Source organism: Actinoplanes sp. NBRC 101535 (assembly GCF_030269225.1).
GTDB lineage: Bacteria > Actinomycetota > Actinomycetes > Mycobacteriales > Micromonosporaceae > Actinoplanes > Actinoplanes rectilineatus.
Genome location: NZ_BSSY01000021.1, coordinates 141,785 through 168,000, shown reverse-complemented (window position 1 = coordinate 168,000; position 26,216 = coordinate 141,785). Strand labels below are relative to the sequence as shown.

Annotated in this window: 24 protein-coding genes; 15 read left to right on the top strand and 9 right to left on the bottom strand. The window is 70.9% G+C overall.

Going from position 1 to position 26,216, the window contains the following annotated elements; all coding sequences use genetic code 11:
- From QSK32_RS38770 to QSK32_RS38760, 3 genes are all read right to left on the bottom strand, one after another.
- A partial coding sequence (locus QSK32_RS38770) for an RNA-guided endonuclease InsQ/TnpB family protein (RefSeq protein WP_285474733.1) occupies window positions 1–352 on the bottom strand: 352 nt, incomplete at its 3' end.
- 217 nt (window positions 353–569) lie between these two features.
- Complete coding sequence (locus QSK32_RS38765; RefSeq protein WP_045748175.1) at window positions 570–1,073, bottom strand: NUDIX domain-containing protein; 504 nt, start codon at window positions 1,071–1,073, stop codon at window positions 570–572.
- A 1-nt stretch (window position 1,074) separates the two neighbouring features.
- Window positions 1,075–1,857: an Rv1486c family protein gene (locus QSK32_RS38760; protein ID WP_045748174.1), complete on the bottom strand. Its 783-nt coding sequence runs from the start codon at window positions 1,855–1,857 to the stop codon at window positions 1,075–1,077.
- A 90-nt stretch (window positions 1,858–1,947) separates the two neighbouring features.
- On the opposite strand from QSK32_RS38760, the gene QSK32_RS38755 reads away from it, so the two are divergent.
- Complete coding sequence (locus tag QSK32_RS38755) at window positions 1,948–2,754, top strand: DUF3097 domain-containing protein (protein ID WP_285474732.1); 807 nt, start codon at window positions 1,948–1,950, stop codon at window positions 2,752–2,754.
- Here QSK32_RS38755 and pdxR read toward each other — a convergent pair.
- Window positions 2,735–4,306, bottom strand: a complete 1,572-nt coding sequence (pdxR, locus tag QSK32_RS38750; protein WP_285474731.1) for a MocR-like pyridoxine biosynthesis transcription factor PdxR — start codon at window positions 4,304–4,306, stop codon at window positions 2,735–2,737. The genes QSK32_RS38755 and pdxR overlap by 20 nt on opposite strands.
- A 67-nt stretch (window positions 4,307–4,373) precedes the next feature.
- On the opposite strand from pdxR, the gene QSK32_RS38745 reads away from it, so the two are divergent.
- Window positions 4,374–5,294 carry a DMT family transporter gene (locus tag QSK32_RS38745; RefSeq protein WP_245674356.1) on the top strand — a complete coding sequence of 307 codons (921 nt, stop codon included), beginning with the start codon at window positions 4,374–4,376 and terminating at the stop codon, window positions 5,292–5,294.
- Here QSK32_RS38745 and QSK32_RS38740 read toward each other — a convergent pair.
- A complete protein-coding gene (locus tag QSK32_RS38740) occupies window positions 5,282–6,586 on the bottom strand; it encodes a serine hydrolase domain-containing protein (RefSeq protein ID WP_285474730.1) in 1,305 nt (434 codons plus the stop codon). The two genes, QSK32_RS38745 and QSK32_RS38740, sit on opposite strands and share 13 nt — an antisense overlap.
- Window positions 6,587–6,669: 83 nt before the next feature.
- On the opposite strand from QSK32_RS38740, the gene QSK32_RS38735 reads away from it, so the two are divergent.
- From QSK32_RS38735 to QSK32_RS38725, 3 genes are all read left to right on the top strand, one after another.
- Window positions 6,670–7,119 (top strand): NfeD family protein, encoded by a 450-nt coding sequence (locus QSK32_RS38735; protein ID WP_045748171.1) that lies wholly within the window; start codon window positions 6,670–6,672, stop codon window positions 7,117–7,119.
- A gap of 25 nt (window positions 7,120–7,144) precedes the next feature.
- Window positions 7,145–8,260: an SPFH domain-containing protein gene (locus QSK32_RS38730; RefSeq protein ID WP_045748170.1), complete on the top strand. Its 1,116-nt coding sequence runs from the start codon at window positions 7,145–7,147 to the stop codon at window positions 8,258–8,260.
- A 144-nt stretch (window positions 8,261–8,404) separates the two neighbouring features.
- On the top strand, window positions 8,405–9,082 hold the full coding sequence (locus QSK32_RS38725; protein WP_285474729.1) for a hypothetical protein: 678 nt from the start codon (window positions 8,405–8,407) through the stop codon (window positions 9,080–9,082).
- Here the strand turns inward: QSK32_RS38725 and QSK32_RS38720 are convergent.
- Window positions 9,079–9,873, bottom strand: coding sequence for a TrmH family RNA methyltransferase (locus QSK32_RS38720; RefSeq protein WP_045748168.1), 795 nt, complete (start codon window positions 9,871–9,873; stop codon window positions 9,079–9,081). The genes QSK32_RS38725 and QSK32_RS38720 overlap by 4 nt on opposite strands.
- A 158-nt stretch (window positions 9,874–10,031) precedes the next feature.
- On the opposite strand from QSK32_RS38720, the gene QSK32_RS38715 reads away from it, so the two are divergent.
- The gene (locus QSK32_RS38715; RefSeq protein ID WP_285474728.1) at window positions 10,032–11,912 is read left to right on the top strand and encodes a flavohemoprotein; all 1,881 of its coding nucleotides are present in this window, start codon (window positions 10,032–10,034) and stop codon (window positions 11,910–11,912) included.
- Window positions 11,913–11,924: 12 nt separating this feature from the next.
- On the opposite strand, the gene QSK32_RS38710 is transcribed toward QSK32_RS38715, so the two are convergent.
- Window positions 11,925–12,296 (bottom strand): cupin domain-containing protein, encoded by a 372-nt coding sequence (locus QSK32_RS38710; protein ID WP_083449731.1) that lies wholly within the window; start codon window positions 12,294–12,296, stop codon window positions 11,925–11,927.
- 544 nt (window positions 12,297–12,840) lie between these two features.
- Window positions 12,841–14,145, bottom strand: a complete 1,305-nt coding sequence (locus QSK32_RS38705) for a MurL-like N-terminal domain-containing (RefSeq protein WP_502872584.1) — start codon at window positions 14,143–14,145, stop codon at window positions 12,841–12,843.
- Window positions 14,146–14,247: 102 nt separating this feature from the next.
- Between QSK32_RS38705 and murD the strand changes: the two genes are divergently transcribed.
- The 8 genes from murD (at window position 14,248) to QSK32_RS38665 (ending at window position 24,236) form a co-directional block, all read left to right on the top strand.
- Window positions 14,248–15,600 carry a UDP-N-acetylmuramoyl-L-alanine--D-glutamate ligase gene (murD, locus tag QSK32_RS38700; protein WP_285474727.1) on the top strand — a complete coding sequence of 451 codons (1,353 nt, stop codon included), beginning with the start codon at window positions 14,248–14,250 and terminating at the stop codon, window positions 15,598–15,600.
- A gap of 1,268 nt (window positions 15,601–16,868) precedes the next feature.
- Complete coding sequence (locus QSK32_RS38695) at window positions 16,869–17,825, top strand: MurR/RpiR family transcriptional regulator (RefSeq protein WP_045746997.1); 957 nt, start codon at window positions 16,869–16,871, stop codon at window positions 17,823–17,825.
- Between the two features lie 31 nt (window positions 17,826–17,856).
- Window positions 17,857–19,170 carry an extracellular solute-binding protein gene (locus QSK32_RS38690; RefSeq protein ID WP_045746986.1) on the top strand — a complete coding sequence of 438 codons (1,314 nt, stop codon included), beginning with the start codon at window positions 17,857–17,859 and terminating at the stop codon, window positions 19,168–19,170.
- A 5-nt stretch (window positions 19,171–19,175) separates the two neighbouring features.
- Window positions 19,176–20,102 carry a carbohydrate ABC transporter permease gene (locus QSK32_RS38685; RefSeq protein ID WP_045746985.1) on the top strand — a complete coding sequence of 309 codons (927 nt, stop codon included), beginning with the start codon at window positions 19,176–19,178 and terminating at the stop codon, window positions 20,100–20,102.
- Entirely contained in the window at window positions 20,102–20,959 is an 858-nt protein-coding gene (locus tag QSK32_RS38680; RefSeq protein WP_045746984.1) for a carbohydrate ABC transporter permease, read from the top strand. The genes QSK32_RS38685 and QSK32_RS38680 overlap by 1 nt, the downstream gene beginning before the upstream one ends.
- A 15-nt stretch (window positions 20,960–20,974) precedes the next feature.
- The gene (gene ngcE / locus QSK32_RS38675) at window positions 20,975–22,408 is read left to right on the top strand and encodes an N-acetylglucosamine/diacetylchitobiose ABC transporter substrate-binding protein (protein WP_045746983.1); all 1,434 of its coding nucleotides are present in this window, start codon (window positions 20,975–20,977) and stop codon (window positions 22,406–22,408) included.
- Between the two features lie 33 nt (window positions 22,409–22,441).
- A complete protein-coding gene (locus tag QSK32_RS38670; RefSeq protein ID WP_045746982.1) occupies window positions 22,442–23,329 on the top strand; it encodes a carbohydrate ABC transporter permease in 888 nt (295 codons plus the stop codon).
- A 13-nt stretch (window positions 23,330–23,342) separates the two neighbouring features.
- Entirely contained in the window at window positions 23,343–24,236 is an 894-nt protein-coding gene (locus QSK32_RS38665; protein ID WP_045746996.1) for a carbohydrate ABC transporter permease, read from the top strand.
- 63 nt (window positions 24,237–24,299) lie between these two features.
- Here QSK32_RS38665 and QSK32_RS38660 read toward each other — a convergent pair whose 3' ends face one another.
- Window positions 24,300–25,226 carry a LysR family transcriptional regulator gene (locus QSK32_RS38660; RefSeq protein ID WP_045746981.1) on the bottom strand — a complete coding sequence of 309 codons (927 nt, stop codon included), beginning with the start codon at window positions 25,224–25,226 and terminating at the stop codon, window positions 24,300–24,302.
- A gap of 105 nt (window positions 25,227–25,331) precedes the next feature.
- Between QSK32_RS38660 and QSK32_RS38655 the strand changes: the two genes are divergently transcribed.
- Entirely contained in the window at window positions 25,332–26,177 is an 846-nt protein-coding gene (locus QSK32_RS38655; RefSeq protein WP_285474726.1) for an aldo/keto reductase, read from the top strand.
- Window positions 26,178–26,216: the final 39 nt, after the last annotated feature.

The window sequence follows — 26,216 nt, the reverse complement described above, 5'->3', positions numbered from 1 at the left end:
GGCGGTCGGTGATGCGGGCGTGGACGCGGGCGACCGTGAGCCGGGCTTTCGCCCGGTTGGCGGAGCCCTTGTCCTTGCGGGCCAGTTCCCGCTGCGCGCGGGCCAGCCGGAGCCGGTCGGCGCGTTCGTGGCGGGGGTTGGCGACCTTCTCCCCGGTTGACAGGGTCACCAGGTGGTCGAGTCCGGCGTCGATGCCGACAGCCGCCGTGGTGACCGGTCCCGGCGCGATGGTGTCCTCGCAGAGCAAGGACACGAACCAGCGCCCGGCACTGTCCCAGGACACCGTCACCGTGGACGGCGACTGTCCCTCGGGCAGCGGCCGGGACCACACGATGTCCAGCGGCGCGGCCATCTTCGCCAGGGTCAGCTGCGGGTAGACGCCGAGTTCGCCTTGACGGCGAATCGGCTACCCCTGACCTGCTCCGCAGGAGTCCGTTTCCTCTCCGGCCTGAAGGCCGGAGTATCCACGGAGGCATCTGATGACCGGTTCATGCGGGCAAGGTGGGGAACTCGTCGATGACGACCGGGAGCGGCCCGTTGCGGGCGAAGTACGGTTGCTGAAACCGTACTTACGTCAGAGTGCCGGGTGCGGTGAACCAGCGGGTGACGACCGCGGTGTGCAGGCTGAAGCCCAGCTCGGTGGGGGCATACAGGATCTCGCGGCCCAGCGTCTCCGCGTCGTCCGGCTCCGGCGGCAGCGCCCCCGCACTGGGGAGCGCCGGCAGCAGCGCGAAGACCAGCAGGGTGCCGTCCGGGGCGCTCACCGTGTCGTACAGGCGGACCGCGGCGGGGTCCGCCTCCAGGCCGGTCTCCTCGGCGAGTTCGCGGACCGCGGCGGCCTGCCACGTCTCGCCGATGTCGATGAAGCCACCCGGCAGGGCGAGGCGGTCCCGGGCCGGGGGGATGCCGCGGCGGATCGCCAGCAGGCCGTGGCCGACCGGCTGGATGGCGACCGCGACCGGGCTCGGATTGCGGTATGTCGTCTCGCCGCAGGCGGTGCAGCGGCGCGGCCAGCTCTGGCCCGGGGTGAACCGGGCCCCGCAGTACGCGCAGTGCGCGTGCCGGTCCTGCATCTCAGGCGCGCAGCGGTGCGTTGCAGGCGGCGACCAGTGCCTGCCGGCAGGCCGCGGTCAGCGGGCGCAGGGCGGCGTCGCGGGCCTGGGCCTCGTGACCGTTGACGGCGCCGCCCGGCGCGTTCGTCCCGGCCAGGGTCAGTACCTGGTCGAGGACGCTGGCGCGGGCGAACAGCCGGCGGGACCGCGGGTCGAAGCCGGGCGGCAGGGTTTCGGCGCTCTCCGGGCGGCGCAGCGCCTGCAGGGCGCCGGCCAGCTCGGGTTTCCACTGGGCGATGTCCAGCCTGGTCAGTTGGGTGGTGGCCTCGCCGAGGGCGGCGGTCAGCTCCGCTTCGGCCTCGGCGGCTCCGATCTGGAAGACCGGGCGGTGTTCGGGGGCCGGGAAGACCCGCCAGAGCACGGTCTCGAACTCCATGCCGGAGCCGGAGGTGTGCCGCCGTACCTCGGGGACCACGCCGAAACCGGGGGTCATCACGGCTTCGCCGGCCAGCAGGGCGGCGCCGGTCAGGTCGCCGGGGCCGGGCAGGCCGCGGGGGTCGCCGGGGGCCGGGAGCACCAGGCGGATCTCGTCCGGGTGCATCTTGGCGAAGATCGGCAGGCCCTGGCCGAGCGGGACGTCGGTCCAGGTGCCGGGGGCGTCGGCGACGAGGTGTTCCTCGTCCGCGGCGATCACGTCGGCCAGCTCGTCGAAGGGGACGAACCCGGCTCGCCAGGCGCGGACCCAGGCGACGAAACGCGTGGACCGGCGGGCGGTGCGGATGGCCGCATCGGCTGCGGGTGACATGTGGGCAAGGGTACGTGCCGGTACGGAAGCTTGTCTCGGCTCGGAGCGTCACCGTCGGTGTGTTCGTGATCGCGCGTTACCGTGCGGGACATGTATGGGGAGGATGTGCTGTCGGGTGACCGCCGGCGACGGAAGACCGTTCCGGAGGTGGACGCCGAGCCGGATCTGGTGGTCGAGGACGCCGACTCGGGTTTCTGCGGTGCGGTGATCGGGTTCGAGTTGGGTGCGGTGGTGCTGGAGGACCGGCACGGCAAGCGGCGCAACTTTCCGCTGACCCCGGCGGCGTTCCTGCTCGACGGCAAGGCGGTCACGCTGCGCCGTCCGGCCGCGCAGGCCGCCCCGCCGCAGCGCCGGGTCACCGCCTCCGGGTCGGTCGCGGTCGCCGGGGTCCGCGCGCAGGTGGCGAAGGCGAGCCGGATCTGGGTGGAGGGTATCCACGACGCCGCCCTGGTGGAGCGGATCTGGGGCGACGACCTGCGGATCGAGGGTGTCGTGGTGGAGCCGCTGGACGGCATCGACGACCTCGCCGCGGCGGTCGCCGGGTTCCGGCCGGGGCCGGCCCGCAAACTGGGCGTGCTGGTGGACCACCTGGTCACCGGGTCGAAGGAGAGCCGGATCGTGGCCGCGGTGACCGACCCGTACGTGATGGTGACCGGTCATCCGTATGTGGACGTGTGGCAGGCCGTCAAGCCGGAGCGGGTGGGTCTGAGCAAGTGGCCGGTGATCCCGCCGGGCCGCCCGTGGAAGGAGGGTGTGTGCGCCGCGGTCGGGGTGCGGGAGCCGGCCGACATGTGGCGCCGCATCCTGGGGTCGGTGAACAGTTACCGGGATGTCGAGACCCCGCTGGTCAACGCGATGGAGCGGCTGATCGATTTCGTCACGGTCCTGGACGACTGATCACGCGTCCGATGCGGGCGGCGGCCTCGGCGAGCCGGTCGGGGGAGTGCGCGGCGTAGCCCAGCACCAGGCCGGGCGGTCCGGGGCGCCGGCGGTGCCAGGAGAGCGGGTGCACCAGCACGCCCGCCGCGGCGATCCGCGCGGCCAGCACGGTGTCGTCGACGTCGCCGGGCGGCTGGACCAGCAGGTGCAGACCGGCGGCCACCCCGGCGAACCGGGCCTGCGGCAGGTGCGTGCGCAGTCCGGCGAGCAGCGCGTCCCGGCGCCGGCGCTGCCGGGTACGGACCGCGCGCAGGTGCCGGTCGTGTGCCCCGGAGGCGAGCAGTTCGGCGAGGACCAGCTGCGGCAGGGCGGGGTTGCCCAGGTCGCTGGCGTGTTTGGCGGCGAGCAGGGCACCGCGCAGGCGGGGCGGCGGGATCAGCCAGCCCATCCGCATCCCGGGTGCGAGCGTCTTGGAGACACTGCCGAGGTACGCGACGCGCTCCGGCGCCGACCCCTGCAGGGCCGCGACCGGCGCCCGGTCGTAGCGGTGTTCCGCATCGTAGTCGTCCTCGATGATCAGTCCCGGCCAGTCGAGCAGCGCCCGGCGGCGGGCCGGGCTCAGCACCACCCCGGTCGGGAACTGGTGTGCCGGGGTGACCACCACGGTGCGCAGGCCGGTTCCGGCCAGCTCGTCCACGCGTAAGCCCTCGTCGTCGACCGGCACGCCGACCGGCCGCATTCCCCAGAAGGCCAGCTGGTCGCCGGTTCCCCGGGATCCCGGGTCCTCCACCGCAACCGCTTCTTCGCTGTTCAGAATCCGCGCGAGCAGGGCGAGGCCTTGCGCTACGCCGGCGCAGATCACCACGTCGTCCGCGGCGGCCCGCACTCCCCGGGTACGCGCCAGCCACCGCACCACCTCGCCGCGCAGCCGTGGGGCGCCGCCGGGGTCGCCGTACCCCAGGTCGGCGGTGGTGATCCGGTCCAGGACGGCCCGTTCGGCGCGCAGCCAGGCGGCGCGCGGGAACGCGGAGAGGTCGGGCACGCCGGGGGACAGGTCGATCTCGATGCCGTCCGGGGTGGACGCCGGCAGCCGTAGGCCGCCCAGTGCGCGTCGCCGGTCGCCGGCCGGGAACTCCGGTGCCGAACCCGCCGCCGGGCCGGCCGGGGGACCGGTGACCACGGTTCCGGAGCCGGTGCGGGCGGTGGCCAGTCCTTCGTCGATCAGCCGTTGGTAGGCCTGGACCACCACGCCTCGGGCGATGCCGAGTTCCGCGGCGAGCAGCCGGGTGGCGGGCAGCCGTGATCCGGCGGCGAGCCGCCCGCCGGCGATCGCGGTGCGCAGGCCGTCGGCGAGCCAGCCGGTCAGCCCGCGGGCCGGGGCGTCCCCGGCGCGGAGTTGCAGAAAGTCCGAGCCGGTTGCGCGGGGTTGCAGAAAGTCCGAGCCGGTTGCGCGGGGTTGCAGAAAGTCCGAGCCGGTTGCGCGGGGTTGCAGAAAGTCCGAGCCGGTTGCGCGGGGTTGCAGAAAGTCCGAGCCGGACGGGCGGGGTTGCGGGGAGTCCGAGCCGGACAAGTGGTCCTCCTTCTCGGCCGGGAATTGGTCCTCGAAGTGGACCACATCCGGGCCGCAGCATCGAGGGGTGAGAGTTCTCCCCTTCGCCTCCGGCGCTCTCGGCATGGTCTTCGTCGGTGGCAGCGTCGCCGTCTCCGGCCGTCTCGCCGCCGCGCCCCTGTTCACCGTGCAGGCCCTGCGTTATCTGGTGGCCTGCGTCCTGCTGCTGCTCTGGGCCCGCGCCCGCGGCCTGACCGTGCACCGGCCGCGCGGCGCCGAATGGCTGTGGCTGGCCGGGGTGGCCGCCACCGGCCTGCTGCTGTTCAACGTGGCCCTGGTGTACGGCTCCCGGCACGCCGAGCCGGCCGTCCTGGGGGTGGCGGTCGCCTGCGTACCGATGGTCCTGGCGATCGCCGGCCCGTGGCGACGGGACAAGGTCCGGATCCTGGTCGCCGCGGCGGTGGTGACCCTGGGCGCCGCCCTGGTCCAGGGGCTGGGCCGGACCGACGCGATCGGGCTCGGCTGGGCGTTCGTCACGTTCGCCTGCGAGGCGGCGTTCACCCTGCTGGCCGTGCCGGTGCTGGGCCGGCACGGCCCGATCGGGGTGTCGGTGCACACCACCTGGATGGCGGTGCTGATGTTCGCGGCGGGGGGACTGGCCGTCGAGGGGCCGGGCGCGGTCACCCGGTTGACCGCCGGGGACCTGCTCGCCACCGGGTACCTGGCGGTGCTGGTGACCGCGGTGGCGTTCCTGCTCTGGTACACCTGCGTGGCCCGGCTCGGGGCGGGCCGGACCGGTCTGCTCACCGGCGTCGCCCCGGCCGCGGCGGCGCTGACCGGGGTGGTGCTCGGCGGTCCGGTGCCGGGCCCGGCGGTGTGGTGCGGCATCACCACGGTGGCTGCCGGCCTGGCCCTGGGGCTGACCACGGGAGCCGGCCGGCGCGGGGTGCCCGGGGACGGTGCTCAGGGCGTACCCCAGGAACGGGAAGTGGAAAGTCAGGCCAGGTGAGCGGGGTCGCGGCTGAACACGAAGGTGGCGATGTCCAGACGGTCCACCGTGCCGTCCGGGGCGCGCAGCACGGTGAGGATCTCCCCCTCGTTGCCGCCCTCGACACCACGCCAGCGGTCCGGGGCCTCCCGGGTGAACAGTGTCGGCTGGGCGGTACCGGTCATCAGCAGGCCGTCGCCGTCCGGGACGACCTGGAACTCCCGGCCCATCCACCACCAGCGCCCGCACAGCTCGGCCCGGTCGCCGGACGGCGGCGGCGTGGCCCGCCAGGGCGTGATCTCGGCCGGCTCGCCGTCCAGGACGGCGGTGAGCGCCCGCAGCGAGACCTCCCGGATCGACAGGTCTCCCAGGCCGTAGGCGTTGGCGAAGGCGACCACCCCGAACCGGCTGCGGCGGTGCACCACCAGGTGGGCGACGTAGCCCGGCATCGACCCGCCGTGTCCTGCGTAGACCCGCTCGCCGACCCGGAACAGCTGCGGTCCCAGGCCGTGGCCGCCGGTCCAGGACTCCAGGTCGTGGATGGCGACCGGCGCGCACATCTCGTCGACGGTCTCGCGGGCCAGCACCTGCGGCGCCGGATCGGTCAGGAACCCGGCCCAGCGGGCCATGTCGGTGACCGTCGACCAGAGCTGGCCGGCCGGCGCCATCGCCCCGGTGCCGGTGCGCGGCTCCTCGTGCAGCGTGCCGCCGAGCGCGTGCACCACGTAGCCGCGGGCGAACGGTTCGATCGGCTGGAGGCTGGTGCGGCGCATGCCGAGCGGTTCGAGCAGCCGCTGGGTGGCCAGGTCCGCCCAGCTCTGGCCGGTGACCCGTTCGAGGACCGCACCGAGCAGGCCGTACGCCAGATTGGAGTACCGGTACCGCCGGTAGGGCGGCCCGGCGAGTTTGTCCGGTGTCAGCCCGGCGAGCAGTTGTTCGACCGAACCGCCCTCGGCCCGCTCCCACCATGCCCCGTCCGGTTCGCGGGTCAGGCCGGAGACGTGCCCGAGCAGGTGCCGCAGGGTCACGCCGCCGACCGGGACGCCCGGCAGGTGCCGCTCGAGCGGGTCGTCGAGGGTGAGCCGTCCCTGGTCGCGCAGCTGCATCACCAGCGTCGCGGTGAACGTCTTGGTGATCGAGCCGAGCCGGTACTGGGTCTTCGGGTCCGGGTGCGGCTGCTCGCCCGCCCCGGCGAAGTGCCGCACCGCGCGGTCGCGGACCACGGCGAGGACGAGCGACGGCACCTGCCCGGCGGACTGGGCGCGGGCGGCGATCTCATCGATGCGGCGGCCGGTCTCGGGTAGCAACGACACGGGGGTCCCTCTCCTTCGGCGAACTGACGGGTACAGCCTTGCGGCCCCTCCCTCAACGTGCGCGGACGTGCCACGATCGGGGGGTGGAAGCCGTACTCTGGATCGTCCTGGCCGTCGCTCTCGCGATCGGTGAGGCCTTCACCGCGACCATTCTCGTCATCTTCTTCGCGGCGGGTGCGGCGGCCGCCGCCCTGGCCGCCGGGCTCGGTGCCCCGGTGCTGGCTCAGGTCATCGTCTTCGCGGTGGTCTCCGGCCTGTCGGTGGCCGCGCTGCGCCCGATCATCGTGCGGCATGCCCGGCCGGCTATCGAGACCGGGGACACCCCGTTCGGGGTGGAGGCGATCGAGGGTTCCCGCGGCACGGTGCTGGAGGAGGTGACTGTGGACCACGGCATGGTGAAGATCGACGGTGAGCTGTGGCAGGCCCGGTCCGCCGACAGTGCCGAGACGTTCCCCGAGGGGGCCCGCGTCCGGATCGTCAAGCTCCGCGGCGCGACCGTCCTGGTGTGGCACGACGACGTTCCCGACGTCTGAGATATCGACAACGAAGAGAGGCGTCATGGAAGCCATCATTCTTGTCCTGGTCATCGCCATCGCGGTGCTGGCGGTGACCACCATGGTCCGGTCGGTCCGGATCGTCCCGCAGCAGCGGATGGACGTCGTCGAACGCCTCGGGAAGTACAAACGGACCCTCTCTCCGGGGCTGAACCTGCTGGTTCCGTTCGTCGACGCGGTCCGCACCAAGGTCGACATGCGCGAGCAGGTGGTCTCCTTCCCGCCGCAGCCCGTGATCACCTCGGACAACCTGGTCGTCTCGATCGACACGGTGCTCTACTTCAAGGTCGTCGACCCGGTCCGGGCCACCTACGAGATCTCCAACTTCCTGCAGGCGATCGAGCAGCTGACCGTCACCACGCTGCGCAACGTCATCGGTTCACTCGACCTGGAACGCGCCCTGACCAGCCGCGAGGAGATCAACAAGCATCTGTCCAGCGTGCTCGACGAGACCACCGGCCGGTGGGGAATCAAGGTCACCCGGGTGGAGATCAAGGCGATCGAGCCGCCGCCCAGCATCCGCGACTCGATGGAGAAGCAGATGCGCGCCGAACGGGAGCGGCGTGCCACCATCCTCAACGCCGAGGGACACAAGCAGGCCGCGATCCTCACCGCCGAGGGCGAGAAGCAGTCCCAGGTGCTGCGCGCCGACGGTGACCGGCAGGCCCGCATCCTGCAGGCCGAGGGCCAGGCCAAGGCGATCCGGACCGTCTTCGACGCCATCCACCAGGCCAACCCGTCGCAGAAGGTGCTGGCCTACCAATACCTGCAGGCCCTGCCGCAGATCGCCAACGGCACCGCCAACAAGGTGTGGATCGTGCCGACCGAGCTGACCAAGGCCCTCGAGGGGATGGGCGGCGCGCTCGGCGGCCTGGCCGGCATGGTCGGTGACGTGCCGGCCGCCGGTGTCGACGCGGGCGCGGTCGAGCGGGAGGCCGCCGCGGCTGCCGAGGCGGCCTCTGCCGAGGCGCAGAAGGTGAACGCGGAGGTGAGGGCGGCCGAGGCCGAGGCGACCGGGCAGGCCACGCCGGGTGCGCTGACCGCGTCCGACGGCGTGCCGCCGGCCGCCGCGCTGGGCAGTGCCGACTACCAGCACGGTGGTGAGGTGGAAAAAGCCTGATAATCGCTGGTTTCAGATCCGACTTTTCCGGTTATTTCTGGGATTGGCGGTACCCGGTCTCCGGGCTTTGGCATGCTTCCCCACAGGATTCCGACCGGTGCCCCCGGCCGCTCGGCTTGTTGCCCCTGTGAGCGAGGCGGAGCCATGAGCATCAGCGAGCATCAGACGGCCAGTGGCCGCCCCCTCCGGGTCGCTCCGGCGTGGGTCGGCGCCCCGACCCCGGCCACCGGCCTGTCGCCGGACGGGCATCTTCTTCCGGTACGCGACGCCGTCTGGATCTGGTCGGTCCGCAGATACGCCCGGCTGGCCCTGTGGGCGCTCCCGATCGCGTCGGTGCTCTACGGCTGGCTGACCCTCGGCGTGCCGGAGCAGCCCGGCCCACTCGCCGTCGGCCTGATCGCCGCGTGGCTCGCCACCGTCTCGCTGATCGCGCTGGCCGGCCTGCTCGCCGGCTCACGGACCCGCCGGTGCGCCCTGACCGGCCTGCTGATCACGCTGGCCGGGGCGATCCTGCTGCTCCCGCTCGCCGCCCTGCCCGCCGACGAGGTGCCCGCGATGGCCCCGCTGGCCGCCGGGCACCTGCCGGACCTGGTCCGCGGGGCCGGCCTGCTCGCCGCCACCGGCCTGCTGCTGCTGGGCTGGGCGGTGTTCCGCTCCAAGCTGGTCAACCCGGCCGACGGCGTCCTGCTGATGCTCGCCGCGGTCGCGATCGGCGCCGGCACGTACGGCCTGCGCCCGCTGCCGACGGTCGGCGCCCTCCTGCTGCTGGCGGCGGGCATGGGCCTGGCCTGGACCGGCGGCCGCCTGATGCCGCGCACCTAACGGGTCAGTTCCCAGAAGGCGATCGCCGCGGCGGTGGCCACGTTGAGGGAGTCGACGCCGTTCCTCATCGGGATCGCCACCCGGACGTGGCTGGAGCGCATCGCGTGTTCGGTCAGGCCCGGCCCTTCGGCGCCCAGCAGCAGCGCCGGACGTTCCCGTTGCTCCCTGCCGAGGTCCTGCAACGCCACCGAGTCGGCCGCCGGGGTCATCGCGAGCAGGGTGAACCCGGCGTCCCGGATCGCCGTCAGGGTGCCCGGCCAGTCCTCCGACTTCACGTACGGGATCGCGAACACCTCACCCATGCTGACCCGCACCGCCCGGCGGTAGAGCGGGTCGGCGCAGTTCGGCGACAGCACCACGGCGTCGATGCCCATCGCGGCCGCGCTGCGGAACAGCGCACCCAGGTTGGTGTGCGTGTTCAGGCCCTCCAGCACGGCCAGGCTGCGCGCCCCGGCCAGCAGGTCGGTCAGGCTCGGCAGGTCGCGACGGTGGAACGAGGCGAGGATCCCGCGATGCACGTGGAAACCGGTGATCGACTCCAGGACGGGCGGCGGCGCGGTGTAGAGCGGCGCGTCGTCCGGCAGGCCGGTGAGCTGATCGGCCCGCTTCTCGTCGACCATCGCGGACCGCATCCGGTACCCGGCCCGCAGGGCCCGCTGGATGACCAGCTCACCCTCGGCGATGAACAGCCCGTTCGGCGGCTCCCACTTGGTGCGGAGTTCGACGTCGGTCAGGGCACGGTAGTCGGCGATCCGGGGATCGTCGGGGCTGGTGATGCTGAACGCTGGCACGCATGCATTCTGACGGGACCCGTCCGGGCGGTCGCGGGTGACCCGATGTGTGAACTTTACGAACCGTCCGCACCGGATGCCCGCAAAGTTACCGTTCCGGTGGGCGGCCGGTGAGGGAAGATGGAAGCGTACGGTTTTCCGCTCGCGAGCGTCCGGGGGTGCCCGTGTCGTCAGGTCCGGCCTCAGACCCGCACCTGCTCGGGCTGCTGCGCGCCATCCGCCTGCGGCACAACGCGCCGGACGCCGCCGACGCGGGCGAGACCGACACCGCCGCGGCCCTCTCCGACCTGCCGGACGACGACGGCGAGGAGCACACCCCGGCCGGCCCGGTGTACGGCCGGCCCGTGCCGCGCCGCCCGGTGGCGGTCGCCGACGAGCCGCCCGCCGAGACCCACGACGCCGGCGACCCCGATCCGGGCGACGTCGTGACCCGATCCGCGGGGAACGCCACCTCCGGCCGGGGCGATCAGTCAGGATCACCTCAGGGCCATCAACGCGGACGAAGGGGCGGCATGCAACCAGGTGGCGCGGGGCCGGGTGGCCGTTCCTCGGGCGGGCGCCGGCGCTCCGCCGAGCGGGGCGGCCCCGACCTGCTCTGGCGCGGCGACCCGGGCGCCACCCTGGGGCGCTCCGGTCTGGACCCGCGCGGCGGCCACCGGTCGCCCGGCCCGGTTCCCGGCCTGCCCACCAACCGGGTCAACCCGATCAGCGGGGTCAACCCGTCCAGCACGTCGGTGCCGGTCACCAGCATCCCGGCCACGCCCGGCATCCGCCCGCTGGGGCCGGCGGGCACCGAGCTGCCCTCCGCCCAGCAGGGCGTCACCAGCGGGGGCGGCGGTGCCGGTCCCTACCCGGGGCGGCCCGGGGCCAACCCGGCGCGGACCGGGCCCGGTCCGGCCACCGACGGCATGGACCCGGCCGACGACGCCGCGCTGCGCGACACCCAGCGGCTCCTCGCCACCAGCCTGACCTTCGCCGGCGGCACCGAGGACGTGGCCGACCGCCTCTGGAAGGCGCTGCACCGCGCCCAGCCCGACCTGCTCGCGGTGATCCCCGGCACCCCGGCCCGCCAGCGCAACTACCTGACCCGGGCACTCACCTGGCTGGTGCACAACCTCGACTCGCCGCCCGCGCTGGTGGCCGGGTGCGGGCGCCTCGGCGGGGTGCTCGCCGACTGCGGCGTCCGGTGGAGTCAGCTGCAGCTGGTCGGGGCGGCCATCGCCGAGGCGATGCGGGCCGGGATGCCGCCGGGGGCCTGGCGGCAGGACTTCGACCTGGCCTGGCGGTGGACCTGGCAGCACACGTACGAGTGGATCGTGCACGGTGGCGAGCTCAGCCAGCAGGAGCCGACCGTCTGGACGGCCGAGGTGATCGAGCACGACCGCCGGCGGCACGACCTGGCGGTGCTGCGGCTGCGGCCCTACCTGCCGTTGCCGTACCGGCCCGGGCAGTACGCGCGGATCGAGCTGGACGAGGTGCCCGGCGTGTGGCGGCCGTACTCACTGGCCGGCGACCCGACCCGGGACGACCTGCTGGAACTGCACGTGCGGGCGAAGACCGAGACCGGGGTCAGCGGCACGCTCGTACACCGGATCGGGGTCGGCCGCCGGGTCCGGCTGAGCCGCGCCGAGGGGCACATGCGGCTGCCGGACGAGCCCGGACGCGCGGTCCTGATGATCGCCGGGGACACCGGTGTGGCCCCGATGAAAGCGATGCTCGCCGAGCTGGCGGCCCGCGGCGACACCCGCCCGGCCGCGCTGTACTGGCAGGTCCGGCACATGAACGAGCTCTACGACCTGGACGACCTGACCGCGCTCGCGCTGCGCGCACCGGCCGCGACGGTGGTGCCGGTGATCGCGGAGGGCAACGCCGGGCCGTACGCCACCGGCGACGTGATCGACGCGGTGCTGGCCGGCGACGACTGGCGCGACCGGGAGGTGTTCGTGGCCGGCCCGCCGCTCATGCTCGCCCGGGTCGCGACCGCGTTGCGGGACCGGGGCGTCCCGGCGGAACACATCCACCACGACGCCCCGGAGTGATCATTCGGCGTCTCACTCGTCGAGTGGAACCGCGTACCCGGGGACCGACGGCCAGCGGACGGTCAGCACCACGGTCTCCTCGGCGGCGTACCACGAGTGGTCGACGCCCCGCGGCCACACCACGTAGTCGCCCTGCTTGTCCAGGACCACGGTGCGCCCCGGGAACTCCATGTGGAAACAGCCGCTGATCAGCACCAGCAGGGCGGTCCGGTCCTCACCCCGCACCCACTGCGCCCGCCGGTCGCCCTTCGGGTGCCGGCCCCACTTGATCTCGACATCGGTGCTGTGCCGCGGGTCGCCCTCCGGCTTGAAATGCCCCAGCAGCCAGCCGCGATCGGCCATCGCGTCCGGGTCGGCGTTGCCCACGTAGATCTCGTTCGTCACGGTCGCCGACGTTACCCGCGCGCCCTGCGGGCGCATTTCCGGACCGCGGTGAGCAGGGCCGCGTTCTCGCTCGCGCTTCCTTCGGGGTACGCGCGGAGCCGTCTGGTGTACGCGTGGACGACACCCGCCGAGCAGGGCCGAACGTGTAGGCGGTACTCCCCGGGGCCGTCACCGAGATCGGAAGAGGTCGAGTGGCGTTCCGGCGATCCCGGCCGTCGGCGATCCCGGCCGTCGGCGGTTCCGGCCGTCAGTCATCCCGGCCGTCGGGCACGGTCCGTTTGCGAGTCGACAGCGACCGTGGGCGACGGCTGGGGGTTCTGAGCCGTCGTGTGGGGTTCCGGAACCGAGATCGAACAGCCGCGGGCGACGGCCGCGAAGGTCCAGCCGTCGGCCACGGTTCCGCGGTCGACGCCGAGGATCACGGCGGGAGTGAGCGCTGTGTCCCCAGCCCCGGAGGTGCCTCTTCCGGGAAGGTGGGAGGAGTGGCTCGTACCCCATGAAAATGCTGATCAGGGTGCCGCGCGGCACCCTGACCGGGCGGCTGTCAGGGCCGCGTCGCCTCGTCGAGGAGTTTGCGGTAGGTGGCCGGGATGTGGTTCGGGCCGCCGGGGGTGAAGACGTTGCTGTGCGAGGCGTCGGCCCAGGCGCTCGCCGGGACCGCCGCGCGCAGGGCGACCAGGACCGGGGCGTCGTCGGTCAGCAGCGAGAGCGCGACCAGGCACTCCTCGGCCTCGCCGACGCACTCGAACGGCTTGTGCGCGTCCACACCGAGCAGTTCGAGGAAGCCGGGGACCTGCGCCGGGTCGGCGAACAGGTCGGTGCCGAAGATGTGCGCGAGGCGCTCGCGGGTCATGTGCGGGGCCATCGCCAGGAAGACGAACCGGCACTTCGGGCAGTCGCCGCACCAGCGGGCCGTCGGGTCGTGCAGCTTGAACGCCTTGTTACAACTGGTTACGACGTCGTCATACGCTGTGTGATCGGCGAACAGCTGCGCGATGTGCAGTTCGGAGAGCGGGCGCAGCAGGGAGAAGTACGCGTCGGTGAGCCCCGCGTAGGCGGCGACGGCGTCCCGGAGCATGCCCTCGGCGACCTCGCCCTTGGACCACTGGTGGTTGACCTCGTGACCGTTCCAGATCAGGTTCGGGTCGGAGGCGGAACGCTCGTTGGACATCACCACCGGGCCGAGGCCGTGCCAGACCGCGGTGGCGATCGCGATCAGCGAGTTGATCGCGGTGACCGGGATGTGGCCGTTCAGGGCGCCGGCCTTGTTCAGCGCGAAGAGACGCGGGTCCAGCTTGCGGCGGGCGGCGATCGCGGTCAGGCCGGAGGCGGCGTTCACGTTCTCGATCACCGGGTTGGGGTTGACCGAGAACGGCACCGGGTCGAGGCCCGCGGCGCGCAGGATCTCCAGCGTGACGATGGAGTCCTTGCCGCCGCCGACCGCGGAGAGCGGGCGCCCGGTGGTCTCCCGCGGTGTCGCGGCGCCGATCTCGCCGGGGGTCTCCACGGTCAGTTCGAGGACGTGCGGGAGCTGGTTGCGGTAGGCGTACTCGGCCAGTCCGTGCGTGTAGACGGCGGTGAAGAACGCCTGGACCTGCGCCGGGACGGGTTTCGGGGCGATCACCCGGGCCGGGGCGCCGACCTTGTAGTAGCTGACGCCGGCGACGACGTGCAGCAGGTCGAGAACGCTGTCCAGCAAATCCGACTTTTCCGAATTCTCAGGAACAGGCAGCGTGATCGTCTCGGTGAAGTGCAGCGGCTCCGGCCCCTCCAGCACGTAGTCGAACGTCGCCACCCCGGTCGCGGGATCGAACGAGCGGGACGGAAAGCGCATGACGTCGAACTGCACCCGGGGACTCCTGTCATCTGGCCGACGGGCAATATTAGTGCGGTCCGGCCACAACGGCCCGGGCGAGGGGAAAACGAGCCGGGAACGGCGGGGGGAGGCGACGTGCGTCTGGCAGACCTGCGCGGCCGTTCGGTGGCGGTCTGGGGCACCGGCCGGGAGGGCCGCGCCGCGGTCACCGCGATCGCGAAGCACGAGCCGAGCCGGCTGATCGCCGTCGACGACAGTGCGAACTACCTGTCCGTGGAGTGGACCGGCCCGCTCGCCGAGCTGGCACCGCTGGCCGGCGGTGAGCACGCCTTCGCCGCCCTGGTCAGCGCGGACGTGGTGGTCCGCTCGCCGGGAGTGCCGTCGACCCACCCGTTCATGGTCGAGCTGCGTTCCCGCGGCGTGACCGTCACCGGCGGCAGCGCGCTGTGGATGGCCGAGAACGCCCCGAAGACCGTGGGCGTCACCGGCAGCAAGGGCAAGAGCACCACGTCCAGCCTGATCAGCCATCTGCTGGCCGCGGTGGGCCGGCCGAACGCGTACGGCGGCAACATCGGCATCCCGCTGCTCGACATGCCGCCCGCTGAGCTCTACGTGCTGGAGCTCTCCAGCTACCAGTGCGCCGACCTGACCCGCTCGCCGCGGGTGGCAGTGGTCACCTCGCTCTTCCCCGAGCACCTGGACGCGCACGGCGGCGAGCGGGAGTACTACCGCGACAAGCTCAACATCCTGCGCCACAGTCCGGAACTGATCGTGGTCAACGGCGCCGACGAGCGGCTGCGCGCGGAACTCCGCGGGGTGTCCGACGCGGGCCGGTTCCCGCCGGTGCCGGCGGCCGCCGACGACTCCCGGTTCCGGGTCGAGGACGACCTGGTGTTCTGCAGCGACGACGTGCTGTTCCCGCGTTCCGCGCTCACGCTGAAGGGCCGGCACAACGAGCGGAACCTGTGCGTGGCCCTGGCCGTCCTGGACGGGATGGGCGTGGACGTGGTGGGGGAGCGGGCCACCCTGGAGGCGGCGGTCCGGGAGTTCGCGGGCCTGCCGCACCGGCTGACCGAGATCCCGGACGCGTCCGGACTGGTGTTCGTCGACGACACGCTGTCGACGAGCCCCTACTCGGCGATCCATGCCATCGAGGCGTACGAGGGCCGGCCGCTGACCGTGCTCGTGGGCGGCACCGACCGCGGCCTCGACTACACACCGTTGCGAGACTTCCTCGCCACCCGTGAACTCACCGTGATCGGCATGCCGGACAGCGGCGAGCGCATCCTGTCCGTCCTGTCCGACCTGCCCGGCATCCGCACTCAGCAGGCCGAGGACCTCGCCGACGCGGTCCGCCTCTCCCGCGAACTCACCCCCGCCGACGGCGTGGTGCTGCTGTCGCCGGCGGCCCCGAGCTACGGCCGCTTCCGCAACTTCGAACACCGCTCCGAGGCGTTCCAGCAGGCGATCCGGGAGACCGCCGACTAGGGGAGCGCGAAGCGTTCGCAGATTCCGCAGGGCAGGCGAGTCGAGATCAGGGTGCCGCGAGGCACCCTGATCAGTTTTTTCATGGGGTACGCGCGACACCTCCCACCCGCCGCGAAAGAGGCGACGGCGGGCGGGAGACCCAGCGCAGACGCCCCTTCCCTGAACCCGCCGCCCCACCCGCCCCACCCGCCCCGCGTCGCACCTCGCCGTGCCGCCCCGCCCCGCCCCGCGTCGCCGTGTCGTCCCGCCCCGCGTCGCCGTGTCGCCCCGCCCCGCCCCGCCCCGCCCCGCGTCGCGTCCCGCCCCGCGTCGCGTCCCGCCCCGCGTCGCGTCCCGCCCCGCGTCGCGCCCCGCCCCGCGTCGCGTCCCGCCCCGCGTCGCGCCCCGCCGGGCCGTGCTGCGTCGTGTTGTGCCGCCGGGCCGTGTCGCGCCGTGCTGTGCCGCTGTGCTGTCCCGTGCCGCAAGAGCACCCCATCCGAGCCGTCGCCCATGGTTCTCGAGATGACCTCCGGCAGCCGTGGTTCACAGCTCGCGGGGACGAGCCGTCGCCCATGGTTCGGGGCGGATGCCAGAACAGCCGTAGACGACGGCTGGCCGTCCTGGAGCCGTCGTTGGCGGCTGAGTTTCGGCTTCCGGGCAGCCGTGGACGACAGCTCGGTTGATCCGGCCGTCAGCCGTGGTTCTTTTGCGAGCCGGATGCGACCGTGGGCGACGGCCGGCCGGGACGAGCCGTCGGTCATGGCTGGGCTGTCGTCGGTCATGGCTGGGCTGTCGGTGATGGCTGAGTCGCGCCTTCGAGCCGGCTGCGGGCGCCGGTGCTCAGGCGGACCGGACGGCCGGCTGAGCGAACGGGCGTTTCCGGGCGGAGGCGGACCGGACGGCCGGCTGAGTGAACGGGCGCTTCCGGGCAGAAGTGGCAGCTGCCCGGCGTACCCCCGAAAATGTTTTTGATCTTGTTTCGGAAGTGACGAACACGTTTCGGAGCGTAGGCGAGATCGGCCGAACGGCCTATGTAGGCATCATCGAAAAGGTCAGCCCGGCACCCCGAAAAGCCTATGACAAAGCTGGTGAAAACCGGTCATGTGATGGCTGTCACGTCATGTCGGCCATTTGGGGATCGATGGTCGTCATCCGCGCCCGCCGAAACAATCGTTCATTCGCGCTGGTCAGGTAACGATCTGAAAACTTCCTTCACAGTCTTGACAGGGAGGGGCGGTTAGTAAGAACTTTTACCGCGACAGTAAACAGTCCTTCCTGAAAGGGTGTCGATGGCTGAACCGGAGATGAACGGGGTCGCGGCCGGCGCGGCGACCGCCTCGCCGGCTCGCGGCCAGGGCCCGGTCAGGGGTGGATCACTCGAGCACGACGGCGTCCTGCTCCGCGTCCGGGCGCTGCTCCCGGAGTTCACCGGAGCGCTGCAACGGGTCGCCGAGCAGGTGCTCACCGACCCGGCCGGGGCGTCCCGGGCGACCATAGTGGAGCTCGCCGAACGCAGCGGCACCTCGCCGGCCACGGTGACCCGGTTCTGCCGGGCGGTCGGGTTCGACGGCTACGCCGATCTGCGCCTCGGGATCGCCGCGGAGACCGGCCGGGCGCGGTCCGCCGGATGGACCGTCGACATCGGCCGCGAGATCCAGCCGAACGACCCGCTGGAACGGGTGCTCGGGCAGATCATGGCCGCCGACACCCGGGCCATGCACGACACCGCCTCGCTGCTCGATCTCGGCGAGGTCGGCCGGGCCGCCGTGGCGATCGCCGCCGCGCCCCGGGTGAACATCTTCGGCGCCAGCGGCAGTGCGCTGGTCGGCGAGGAGATGCAGTTCAGTTTGCACCGCATCGGCATCCCGGTGTGGGCCTGGACCGACGTGCACAACGGTCTGGCCTCCGCCGCGCTGTCCCGGCCCGGTGACGTCGCGCTCGGCATCTCGCACAGTGGCGAGACCGGCGAGACGATCGAGCTGCTCGCCGAGGCGAACAGCCGGGGCGCCACCACGATCGCGCTGACCAGCTTCCCCCGTTCCCCGCTGGCCGAGCTCGCCGACATCGTCCTGCTCACCGCCACGCAGGCGACCACGTTCCGCCCTGACGCGCTCAGCGCCCGGCATCCCCAGCTGGTCGTTCTCGATCTCCTCTATGTCGCCGTCGCGCAGCGGACCCACGAACGTTCACACGCCGCCTTCCAGCGGACCGCGCAAGCGGTCCACGGGCACAAGGCAGCGAAGTAGTGATCAGCATTTTTTCTCTCCGGGAGGACCTGTGAAGCGCAAGATCGCAGTTGCCGCGGCGCTCGCCGCGACACTGTTCGGCGCCGCCGCCTGCGGTGGGACGGCCGAGGACGAAGGGGCCACGTCGGCGACCGGCACGGTCGACGGCAAGGGCAAGACCATCAAGGTCTGGCTGATGGTGGATGCCGAGACGGCGTGGAAGGACGTCGTCGACGACGCCACCAAGCGGTTCACCGAGGCGACCGGCGCCGCGGTGACCGTCGAGTACCAGCAGTGGGCCAACCACCTGACGAAGCTGGACGCGACGCTGGCCGGCTCGGACGTGCCGGACGTGGTCGAGCTCGGCAACACCGAGTTCTCCAAGTACGTCTTCAACGGCGGCTTCGCCGAGCTGAACAAGGGCGACTTCGAGAACTCCGACACCTGGCTGTCCGGCCTCTCCGGCGCCTGCGAGCTGGAGGGCAAGACCTACTGCGTGCCCTACTACGCCGGTGCCCGGGTGCTGATCTACCGCACCGACCTGTTCGAGAAGGCCGGTGTCACGGCCGCCCCGGCGACCTACACGGACTTCCTGGCGGCGGCCGACAAGGTGCAGGCGCAGAACGCCGCGGACGGCAAGTTCAACACCGTCTACATGCCGGGCCAGTACTGGTACGCCGCGATGTCCTGGGTGAAGTCGACCGGGGGTGACATCGCGGCCAAGGAGGGCGACAAGTGGGTCGGCAAGCTCTCCACCCCGCAGTCGCAGGAGGGCCTGCAGCGCTGGGTCGACCTGGTCAAGAAGTACTCGAAGGCCGACGTCACCAAGAACGAGAACGAGCAGGGCGCGATCGTCGCGCAGGGCTCCAGCGCGATGTTCTACGGCAACGCCTGGGAGCAGGGCGCGGCTGAGGAGACCCGCAAGGACCCCAACGACCCGAACTCGGCGCTGCTGCCGACCAAGGTGAAGGGCAAGCTGGCCGCCGCGCCGATGCCGGAGGTCCCGTCGTTCCTCGGCGGCTCGAACCTGGGCGTGACCCAGAAGAGCGCCAACAAGGAGCTGGCCGCCCAGTGGGTCAAGTACTTCACCGACGCCAAGTCGATGGAGGGCCTGATCAAGGCCAGCGCGCTGCCGAACTCGACGGCCCTGCTGGACAAGGCCGCCACCGACAACCCGGCGATCGCGCCGTCCGCGCTCTCCGCCAAGGCCAGCTGGTTCCCGCCGAACGCGGAGAAGTGGGCCGACGTGGAGAAGGCCAGCGTCCTGCAGACGATGCTGACCGACATCCTGACCGGTAAGAAGACGGTGGCCGACGGCACCAAGTGGGCCGACGAGCAGATCGCCGCCACCCTCAACGAGGTCTGATCGTCATGACAGCCGTCGACACCGTCGTGCCACGGCGGCGCAACCGGGACGCCCGGGCCGCCTGGCTGCTCTCCCTGCCCACCCTGGTGATCCTGCTGGCACTGCTGGGTTACCCGCTCTACCGGATGATCCTGCTGTCGTTCCAGAACATGCGGCTGCGGGAGCTGATCACCGACCTGGCCCCGCCGTGGGCGGGCGTCGACCAGTACGTGAAAGCCCTCACCGACGGCGTCTTCTGGGGCGTCGTCGGGCGGACCGCCGCGTTCACGGTCGTCTCGGTGACCGTGTCGGTGCTGCTCGGGCTGGGCGTCGCGCTGCTGATGCGCCGGGTGACGCGCGGTGTCCGGCTGTTCATGATGATCGCGATGATGTTCGTCTGGGCGCTGCCGCAGCTGGTGGCGGCCCAGGCGTTCCGCTGGCTGACCGACTCGGACTTCGGCGTCCTCAACTACCTGATCGACAAGATCCCCGGGGTGGACTTCGCGAACCACAGCTGGTTCGTCAACCCGTGGGAGGGCTGGGCGGTGATCACCACGCTGGTGGTGTGGGCCGGCATCCCGTTCCTGGCGATCTCGTTGAGTGCCGGGCTGACCCAGGTGCCCAAGGAACTGATCGAGGCGGCCACGGTGGACGGGGCGAACGCCTGGCAGGTGCTGCGCGGCATCACCCTGCCGATCCTCAAGCCGCTGCTGACCATCGTGACCACCCTGTCGGTGATCTGGAACTTCGGCCTGTTCACCCAGAACTGGGCGCTGCGCGACAGCCACCCGGAGCCGGTCTACCAGACGCTGGCGACGTACTCGTACACCCAGGCGTTCGGGCAATCCCGGTACAGCTACGGGTCAGCCATCTCGGTGATCACTGTCCTGTTGATGCTCGGTGTGATGGTGTTCTACATCCGGCAGATGTTCAAGATCGGGGAGGTGGACTGATGGCTCGCCACGACGAGGACGTCGTCACCGTCGGCCGCAGCCGGGCCGGGACGGTGACGGCGAACACCACCGGCATCCTCTTCGGCCTGATCATGATCTTCCCGGTGTACTGGGTGCTGAACACGGCGTTCAAGCCGGACAGCGAGGTACGCAGCTTCACCCCGACGTTCTTCCCGGCGAGCCCGACGCTCGACAACTTCCGGTCCGCGCTGGGCGAGGAGCTGTTCCTGCCGAGCATGCTGAACGGACTGCTGATCACGGCGATGGCGGTGGCCGCGGCCCTGGTCGTCGGCTTCCTCGCGGCGCTGGCCATCGCCCGGTTCCAGTTCTACGGCCGCCGGGCGATCATCCTGGTCGTGCTGGGTGTGCAGCTGGTTCCGTTCCTCGCTCTGCTGATTCCGCTCTTCCTCATGTTGCAGAAGGCGAATCTGACCAACAGTCTGATCGGTGTGTCCCTGACCTATCTGGTGCTTTTGCTGCCATACACGGTGTGGACGCTGCGCGGCTTCATCTCCGGCATCCCCCGGGAGCTGGACGAGGCCGCGATGATCGACGGCTGCTCCCGGCCCCAGGTGTTCTGGAAGATCATCCTTCCGCTCACCGGTCCCGGGCTGGTGGCCACCTCCGTCTACGGGTTCATTCAGGCGTGGAACGAGTTCATCATCATCAACACGCTGAACAGCCCGCAGAAACAGAACCTGATGGCCTGGCTGCTCTACAACCAGACCGAACGAGGCACCGCCTGGGGCCCTCTCATGGCGGGTGCGATCATCACATCGATTCCCGTGGTGGTCTTCTTCCTTCTCATCCAGCGCAACATCGCCACCGGTTTGACGGCCGGCGCCGTCAAGGGTTGACCCGAAAGGATTTCGATGGCTGACATAACGAACTCCGAGCTCGACCGCCGTTCCCTGCTGCGCCGTGCGGGCGCGGTCGGCCTCGCCGCCATCCCGGCGGTGAGCATGCTCAGCGCCTGCGTCGGCGGAGGCTCCGAGGAGACGCCCGAGCAGGCCACCGGGGAGAAGTCGGCGGAGAACCCGCTCGGCGTGGACCCCAAGGCCGGCCTCGAGATCGTCATCTTCGACGGCGGTCTGGGCACCAAGTACGCGACCGACGTCGACACCCCGCTCTACAACAAGAAGTGGCCGGACTCGGCGGTGACCTACTCGGCCACCCAGGAGGTCTCCACGGTCATCCAGCCGCGGATCAACGCCGGCGACGCGCCCGACATGATCAACAACTCGGGTTCGAAGCTGATGGACTTCGGCGCGGTCGTCAACGCCGGACAGGCCCAGGAGCTCACCGAGCTGTTCGCGGCCCCGTCCTGGGACGTCGAGGGCAAGACGGTCGGCGAGACGCTCGTGCCGGGCGCCATCGAGCAGGGCACCTACAACGGCAAGCCGTACGCGGTGAACTACGCGTACACCGTGTTCGGCCTCTGGTACAACAAGGCGCTGTTCACCAAGAACAACTGGGCCGCCCCGACCACCTGGGCCGAGTTCACCGCCCTGCTCGACAAGATCAAGGCGGCCGGCATCACGCCGTTCGGCTACGCCGGTGCGAACGCGTCGTACTACATGGTCCGCGCGATCATGACGAGCGCCGGGAAGATCGGCACCGAGCAGGTCCTCAAGGACATCGACAACCTGAAGGCCGGCGCCTGGACCAACGACGCCGTCCTCAAGGCCGCCGAGGCGTGGGCCGGGATCGGCAAGACCTACCTGGACAAGAGCTTCCTCGGCCTCAAGCACACCGAGGTCCAGCTCCGGCAGAACCAGGACAAGCTGGCGTTCTACCCGTGTGGTTCCTGGCTGGAGAACGAGCAGGCCAAGGACACCCCGCCCGGGTTCGAGTACGCGGTGGCGCCGTACCCGAGCGTCACCGACGCCGACAAGCTCCCGGCGGCGGCCCTGAACGCCGCGGCCGGCGAGATCTACTTCGTCGCCGCGAAGGGCAAGAACCCCCGTGGCGGCATGGAGTACCTGCGCGGCATGCTCTCCAAGGAGGCGGCGCTCGGCTTCACCAAGCTGACCAAGTCGCTGACCGTGGTGGCCGGTGCGGCCGACGGCCAGACCATCTCGCCCGGACTCACCAGCGCCGGCGAGGCGATCACCAAGGCCGGCTCGGACATCTTCATGGGCTACCTGTTCGACACCTGGTACAAGAAGCTCGACGACGAGTCCCGCATCGCCGCGAACGACCTGATGTTCAAGGACTACGACGCGAAGAAGTTCTGCGACCGGATGGAGGCCGCCGCGCAGGCGGTCGCCGCCGACTCCTCGATCACCAAGTTCAACCGCAGCTGACCGCTTTTTTCGTAAACGAGGAGTAGACGGGCCATGCGGCACGGCAAGTACCCCTTCATCATCGGCTTCCTTGCCGTGCCGGTGGCGCTCTACGTCACCTTCGTCGTCGCGGCCTACATCCAGACGTTCCAGCTGGCCTTCACCAACTGGTCCGGTCTGGGCGCGATCGAATACATCGGCTTCGACAACTTCGTCAAGCTGTGGAACGACGACCTGTTCTGGCGTTCCGTCGGGCACAACCTCTACCTGCTGATCCTGCTGCCGATCATCACGATCGCGATCGCCCTGGTCTTCGCCTTCCTGCTGAACGTCGGCGGCGGGCGCAACCGCGGCGTATGGGGCTCCACCGGATACCGGGTGATCTTCTTCTTCCCGCAGCTGATGGCCCTCGCGATCGTCGCGGTGATCTTCGGCCGGGTGTTCTCCACCGACGAGAGCGGCATGCTCAACGGCCTGTTCCCGGACTCGTGGAGCCCCTGGCTGTTCCTCGCCGACGAACGCTGGGCGCTGACCTGCATCCTGGCCGTCGCGGTCTGGCAGGCGGTCGGCTTCTACGTGGTGCTCTTCTCGGCCGGCATGGGCTCGATCGAGCAGGACATCTACGAGGCCGCCGAGCTGGACGGCGCGAACCGGATCACCCTGTTCTTCCGGATCACCATCCCGCTGCTCTGGAACACGCTGCAGGTCGCCTGGGTCTACCTGGGCATCGCCGCGTTCGACTGCTTCGCCCTGATCAACATCATGTCGGTGGACCGCGGCGGCCCGGACGGCGCCACCTCGGTGCTCGCCATGCTGATCTACCGCAACGCCTTCGAGTACTCGCAGGCCGGCTACGCCTCGGCGCTCGGCGTGGCGCTGTTCTTCCTGACCCTCACCTTCGCCGCGCTGACCCTGCGCGTCACCCGGCGCGACGCCGTCTGATCCGGAGACGATGATGACCACAGAGACCCTGGCGACCGCCGTCCCGGACAAGAAGACCACCGTGCGCCGCGAGATCAACGCGCTCACCGGCCTGGCCCACCTGGCCCTGCTGGCCTGGGCGATCGCCACGGCCGGCCCGCTGATCTGGGTGATGCTCGCCTCGTTCAAGAGCAACACCGAGATCTTCCTCGGCAAGCCGTTCGCCCTGCCGCAGACGTTCTCGCTGGACACCTACTTCCGGGCGTGGACCGAGGCGCACATCGGGCTGTACTTCCTGAACAGCATCTTCGTCGTCACGATCAGTACCGCCTGCACCATGCTGCTCGGTGCGATGGCCGCCTATGTGCTGGCCCGTTATCAGTTCCGCGGCAACCGTTTCCTGTACTACCTGTTCGTCTCCGGTCTGGCGTTCCCCACCTTCATGGCGATCACCCCGCTGTTCTTCATCCTCAAGAACCTCGGCTTGATCAACACGTTCACCGGCCTGATCCTGGTCTACATCTCGTACTCGCTGCCGTTCACGGTGTTCTTCCTGGCCGCGTTCTTCAAGTCGCTGCCGCACGAGATCGACGAGGCGGCGACGATGGACGGCGCGTCGCACACCCGCAAGTTCTTCCAGATCATGATGCCGATGGCGAAGTCCGGCCTGATCAGCATCACGATCTTCAACATCGTCGGCCAGTGGAACCAGTACCTCCTGCCGGTCGCGATCATGCAGGGCGCCGGCGCCGACTCCAAGTGGGTCCTCACCCAGGGCATCGCGAACATCAGCGTGCAGGCCGGATATCACGCCGAATGGTCGACGCTCTTCGCCGCCCTCACCCTGTCGATCATCCCGATGATCGCCGTCTACGCCCTTTTCCAGCGCCAGATCCAGGCCGGTCTCACCGCGGGCGCGGTCAAATGACCAAGCCCTTTCCGGGGTACGCGTAAAGCACCGTCCCGTGGCTCCCTCGCCGCTCCCGGTCTCTCAGGACGGCGGGGGAGTCGCGGCCCGTCCGGGGACGGCGGCCCGTCCGGGGACGGCCAGGTTCAGCAGGGACTCGGTGGCCGGGCCGGCCGGCGTGGAGACCGGCACCGCCACCGACACCTGCCAGTTCGGGGCCACCGCCACTCCGGTCAGCGCGGCCGCGTGCAGGCCCTTCGCCTGGGACTTGCGGGTCACCGGGGCCGGCACCAGCGCCACCCCGAGACCCTGGTGGACGAAGTCCAGCAGGGTGTGCACGTCGTTCACCTCCACCACCACCCGGCGCTCGGCCCCGGCCCGGGCGAAGGTCAGGTCGTTGACCCGGCGGGCGCCCCAGTCGGCGCTGAAATCCACGAAGTCCTCACCGAGCACGTCCTCCAGCGTCGCCATCTCCTCCTCGGCCAGGCGGTGTGACGGGTGGCAGATCAGGACCATCGGTTCGGTGCCGAGCGGGATCAGGCGCACCCCGTCCGGGGCCGGTCCGGGCAGCGCCACGAAGCCGGCGTGCAGGCGGCCCTGGCGGACCTGCTCGACCAGTTGACCGGAACCGGCGTAGCGCAACCGGACGTCCACCCCTGGATGGGCACGGCGGAACGCGGCGATCAGCGGCGGCATGTCGATCAGGCCGAGACACTGCTCGGCGCCGACCGACAGGTTGCCCCGGAGCAGCCCGCGGACCGCCGCCACCGCGTCACGGGCCGCCGCGGCGCTGGCCAGGGTGCGGTGCGCCTCGGTGAGCAGGGCCTCGCCGGCGTCGGTCAGCTCGACCCGCCGGGTGTGCCGGACGAACAGGTCCGCGTCGAGCTCACGTTCCAGGGAGCGGATCGACGCGGACAGCCCGGACTGGGCGACCCGCATCCGTTCGGCCGCGCGGGTGAAGTGGCGTTCCTCGGCGACCGCCACGAAGTACTCGAGATGCCGCAGTTCCACGATTGAGCACTCTAGCTTCTGAATTCGAGCGGTTTCTTCTGTTGGACGTGGGGGATCGAGGGGGAGAAGGGTAGGGACGACACCACTAGCAGGAGGAGGCATCACATGCGGACTCGTCGCATCGGTGAGGTGGAGGTCAGCGCGATCGGTCTCGGCGGCATGCCGATGTCGATCGAGGGACGCCCGGACGAGGAGCGGTCGATCCGTACGATCCACGCCGCCCTCGACGCCGGGATCACCCTGATCGACACGGCCGACGCCTACCACGTGGGCGCGGACGAGGTCGGCCACAACGAGTCGCTGATCGCGCAAGCGCTGGCGAGCTACGGCGGCGACACGTCCGGCGTGCTGGTCGCGACCAAGGGCGGGCATCTGCGCCCCGGCGACGGCAGCTGGACCAAGAACAGCTCGCCGGACTACCTGAAGCAGGCCTGTGAAGCGTCGTTGAAGCGTCTCGGGGTGGAGGCGATCGGCCTCTACCAGCACCACCGGCCGGACCCCAAGGTTCCCTACGCGGACTCGATCGGCGCGATCCGTGACCTGCTCGACGCCGGGAAGATCCGGATGGCGGGCATCTCGAACGCGAATCCCGAGCAGATCCGTCAGGCGCAGGAGATCCTGGGTGGGCGGCTCGTCGCGGTGCAGAACCAGTTCTCCCCGGCGTTCCGCTCGTCCGAGCCGGAGCTGGAGTTGTGCACGGAGCTGGGGATCGCGTTCCTGCCGTGGTCGCCACTGGGCGGGATCTCGCGGGCCGGTGGTCTCGGTGGCGGGTTCGCGGACGTGGCGGCCGAACACGGTGTGAGCCCGCAGCGCGTCTGTGTCGCGTGGCATCTGGCCAAGTCGCCGGTGTCGATCCCGATTCCGGGGTCGAGCCGCCCGGAGACGATCATCGACTCGGCGGCGGGTGCGGATCTGGAACTGACGGCCGAGGACCTGGCCCTGCTTCCGTGACGGTGCGCTGATCTACGGGTGCACGCCGAATCCCTCTGA

Coding starts and splice junctions, on each gene's coding strand:
- QSK32_RS38765 (WP_045748175.1), bottom strand. CDS start 1,073: ATGCAGGACCGGCACGCGCACTGCGCGTACTGCGGGGCCCGGTTCACC.
- QSK32_RS38760 (WP_045748174.1), bottom strand. CDS start 1,857: ATGTCACCCGCAGCCGATGCGGCCATCCGCACCGCCCGCCGGTCCACG.
- QSK32_RS38755 (WP_285474732.1), top strand. CDS start 1,948: ATGTATGGGGAGGATGTGCTGTCGGGTGACCGCCGGCGACGGAAGACC.
- QSK32_RS38730 (WP_045748170.1), top strand. CDS start 7,145: ATGGAAGCCATCATTCTTGTCCTGGTCATCGCCATCGCGGTGCTGGCG.
- QSK32_RS38725 (WP_285474729.1), top strand. CDS start 8,405: ATGAGCATCAGCGAGCATCAGACGGCCAGTGGCCGCCCCCTCCGGGTC.
- QSK32_RS38695 (WP_045746997.1), top strand. CDS start 16,869: ATGGCTGAACCGGAGATGAACGGGGTCGCGGCCGGCGCGGCGACCGCC.
- QSK32_RS38685 (WP_045746985.1), top strand. CDS start 19,176: ATGACAGCCGTCGACACCGTCGTGCCACGGCGGCGCAACCGGGACGCC.
- QSK32_RS38680 (WP_045746984.1), top strand. CDS start 20,102: ATGGCTCGCCACGACGAGGACGTCGTCACCGTCGGCCGCAGCCGGGCC.
- ngcE (WP_045746983.1), top strand. CDS start 20,975: ATGGCTGACATAACGAACTCCGAGCTCGACCGCCGTTCCCTGCTGCGC.
- QSK32_RS38670 (WP_045746982.1), top strand. CDS start 22,442: ATGCGGCACGGCAAGTACCCCTTCATCATCGGCTTCCTTGCCGTGCCG.
- QSK32_RS38665 (WP_045746996.1), top strand. CDS start 23,343: ATGACCACAGAGACCCTGGCGACCGCCGTCCCGGACAAGAAGACCACC.
- QSK32_RS38655 (WP_285474726.1), top strand. CDS start 25,332: ATGCGGACTCGTCGCATCGGTGAGGTGGAGGTCAGCGCGATCGGTCTC.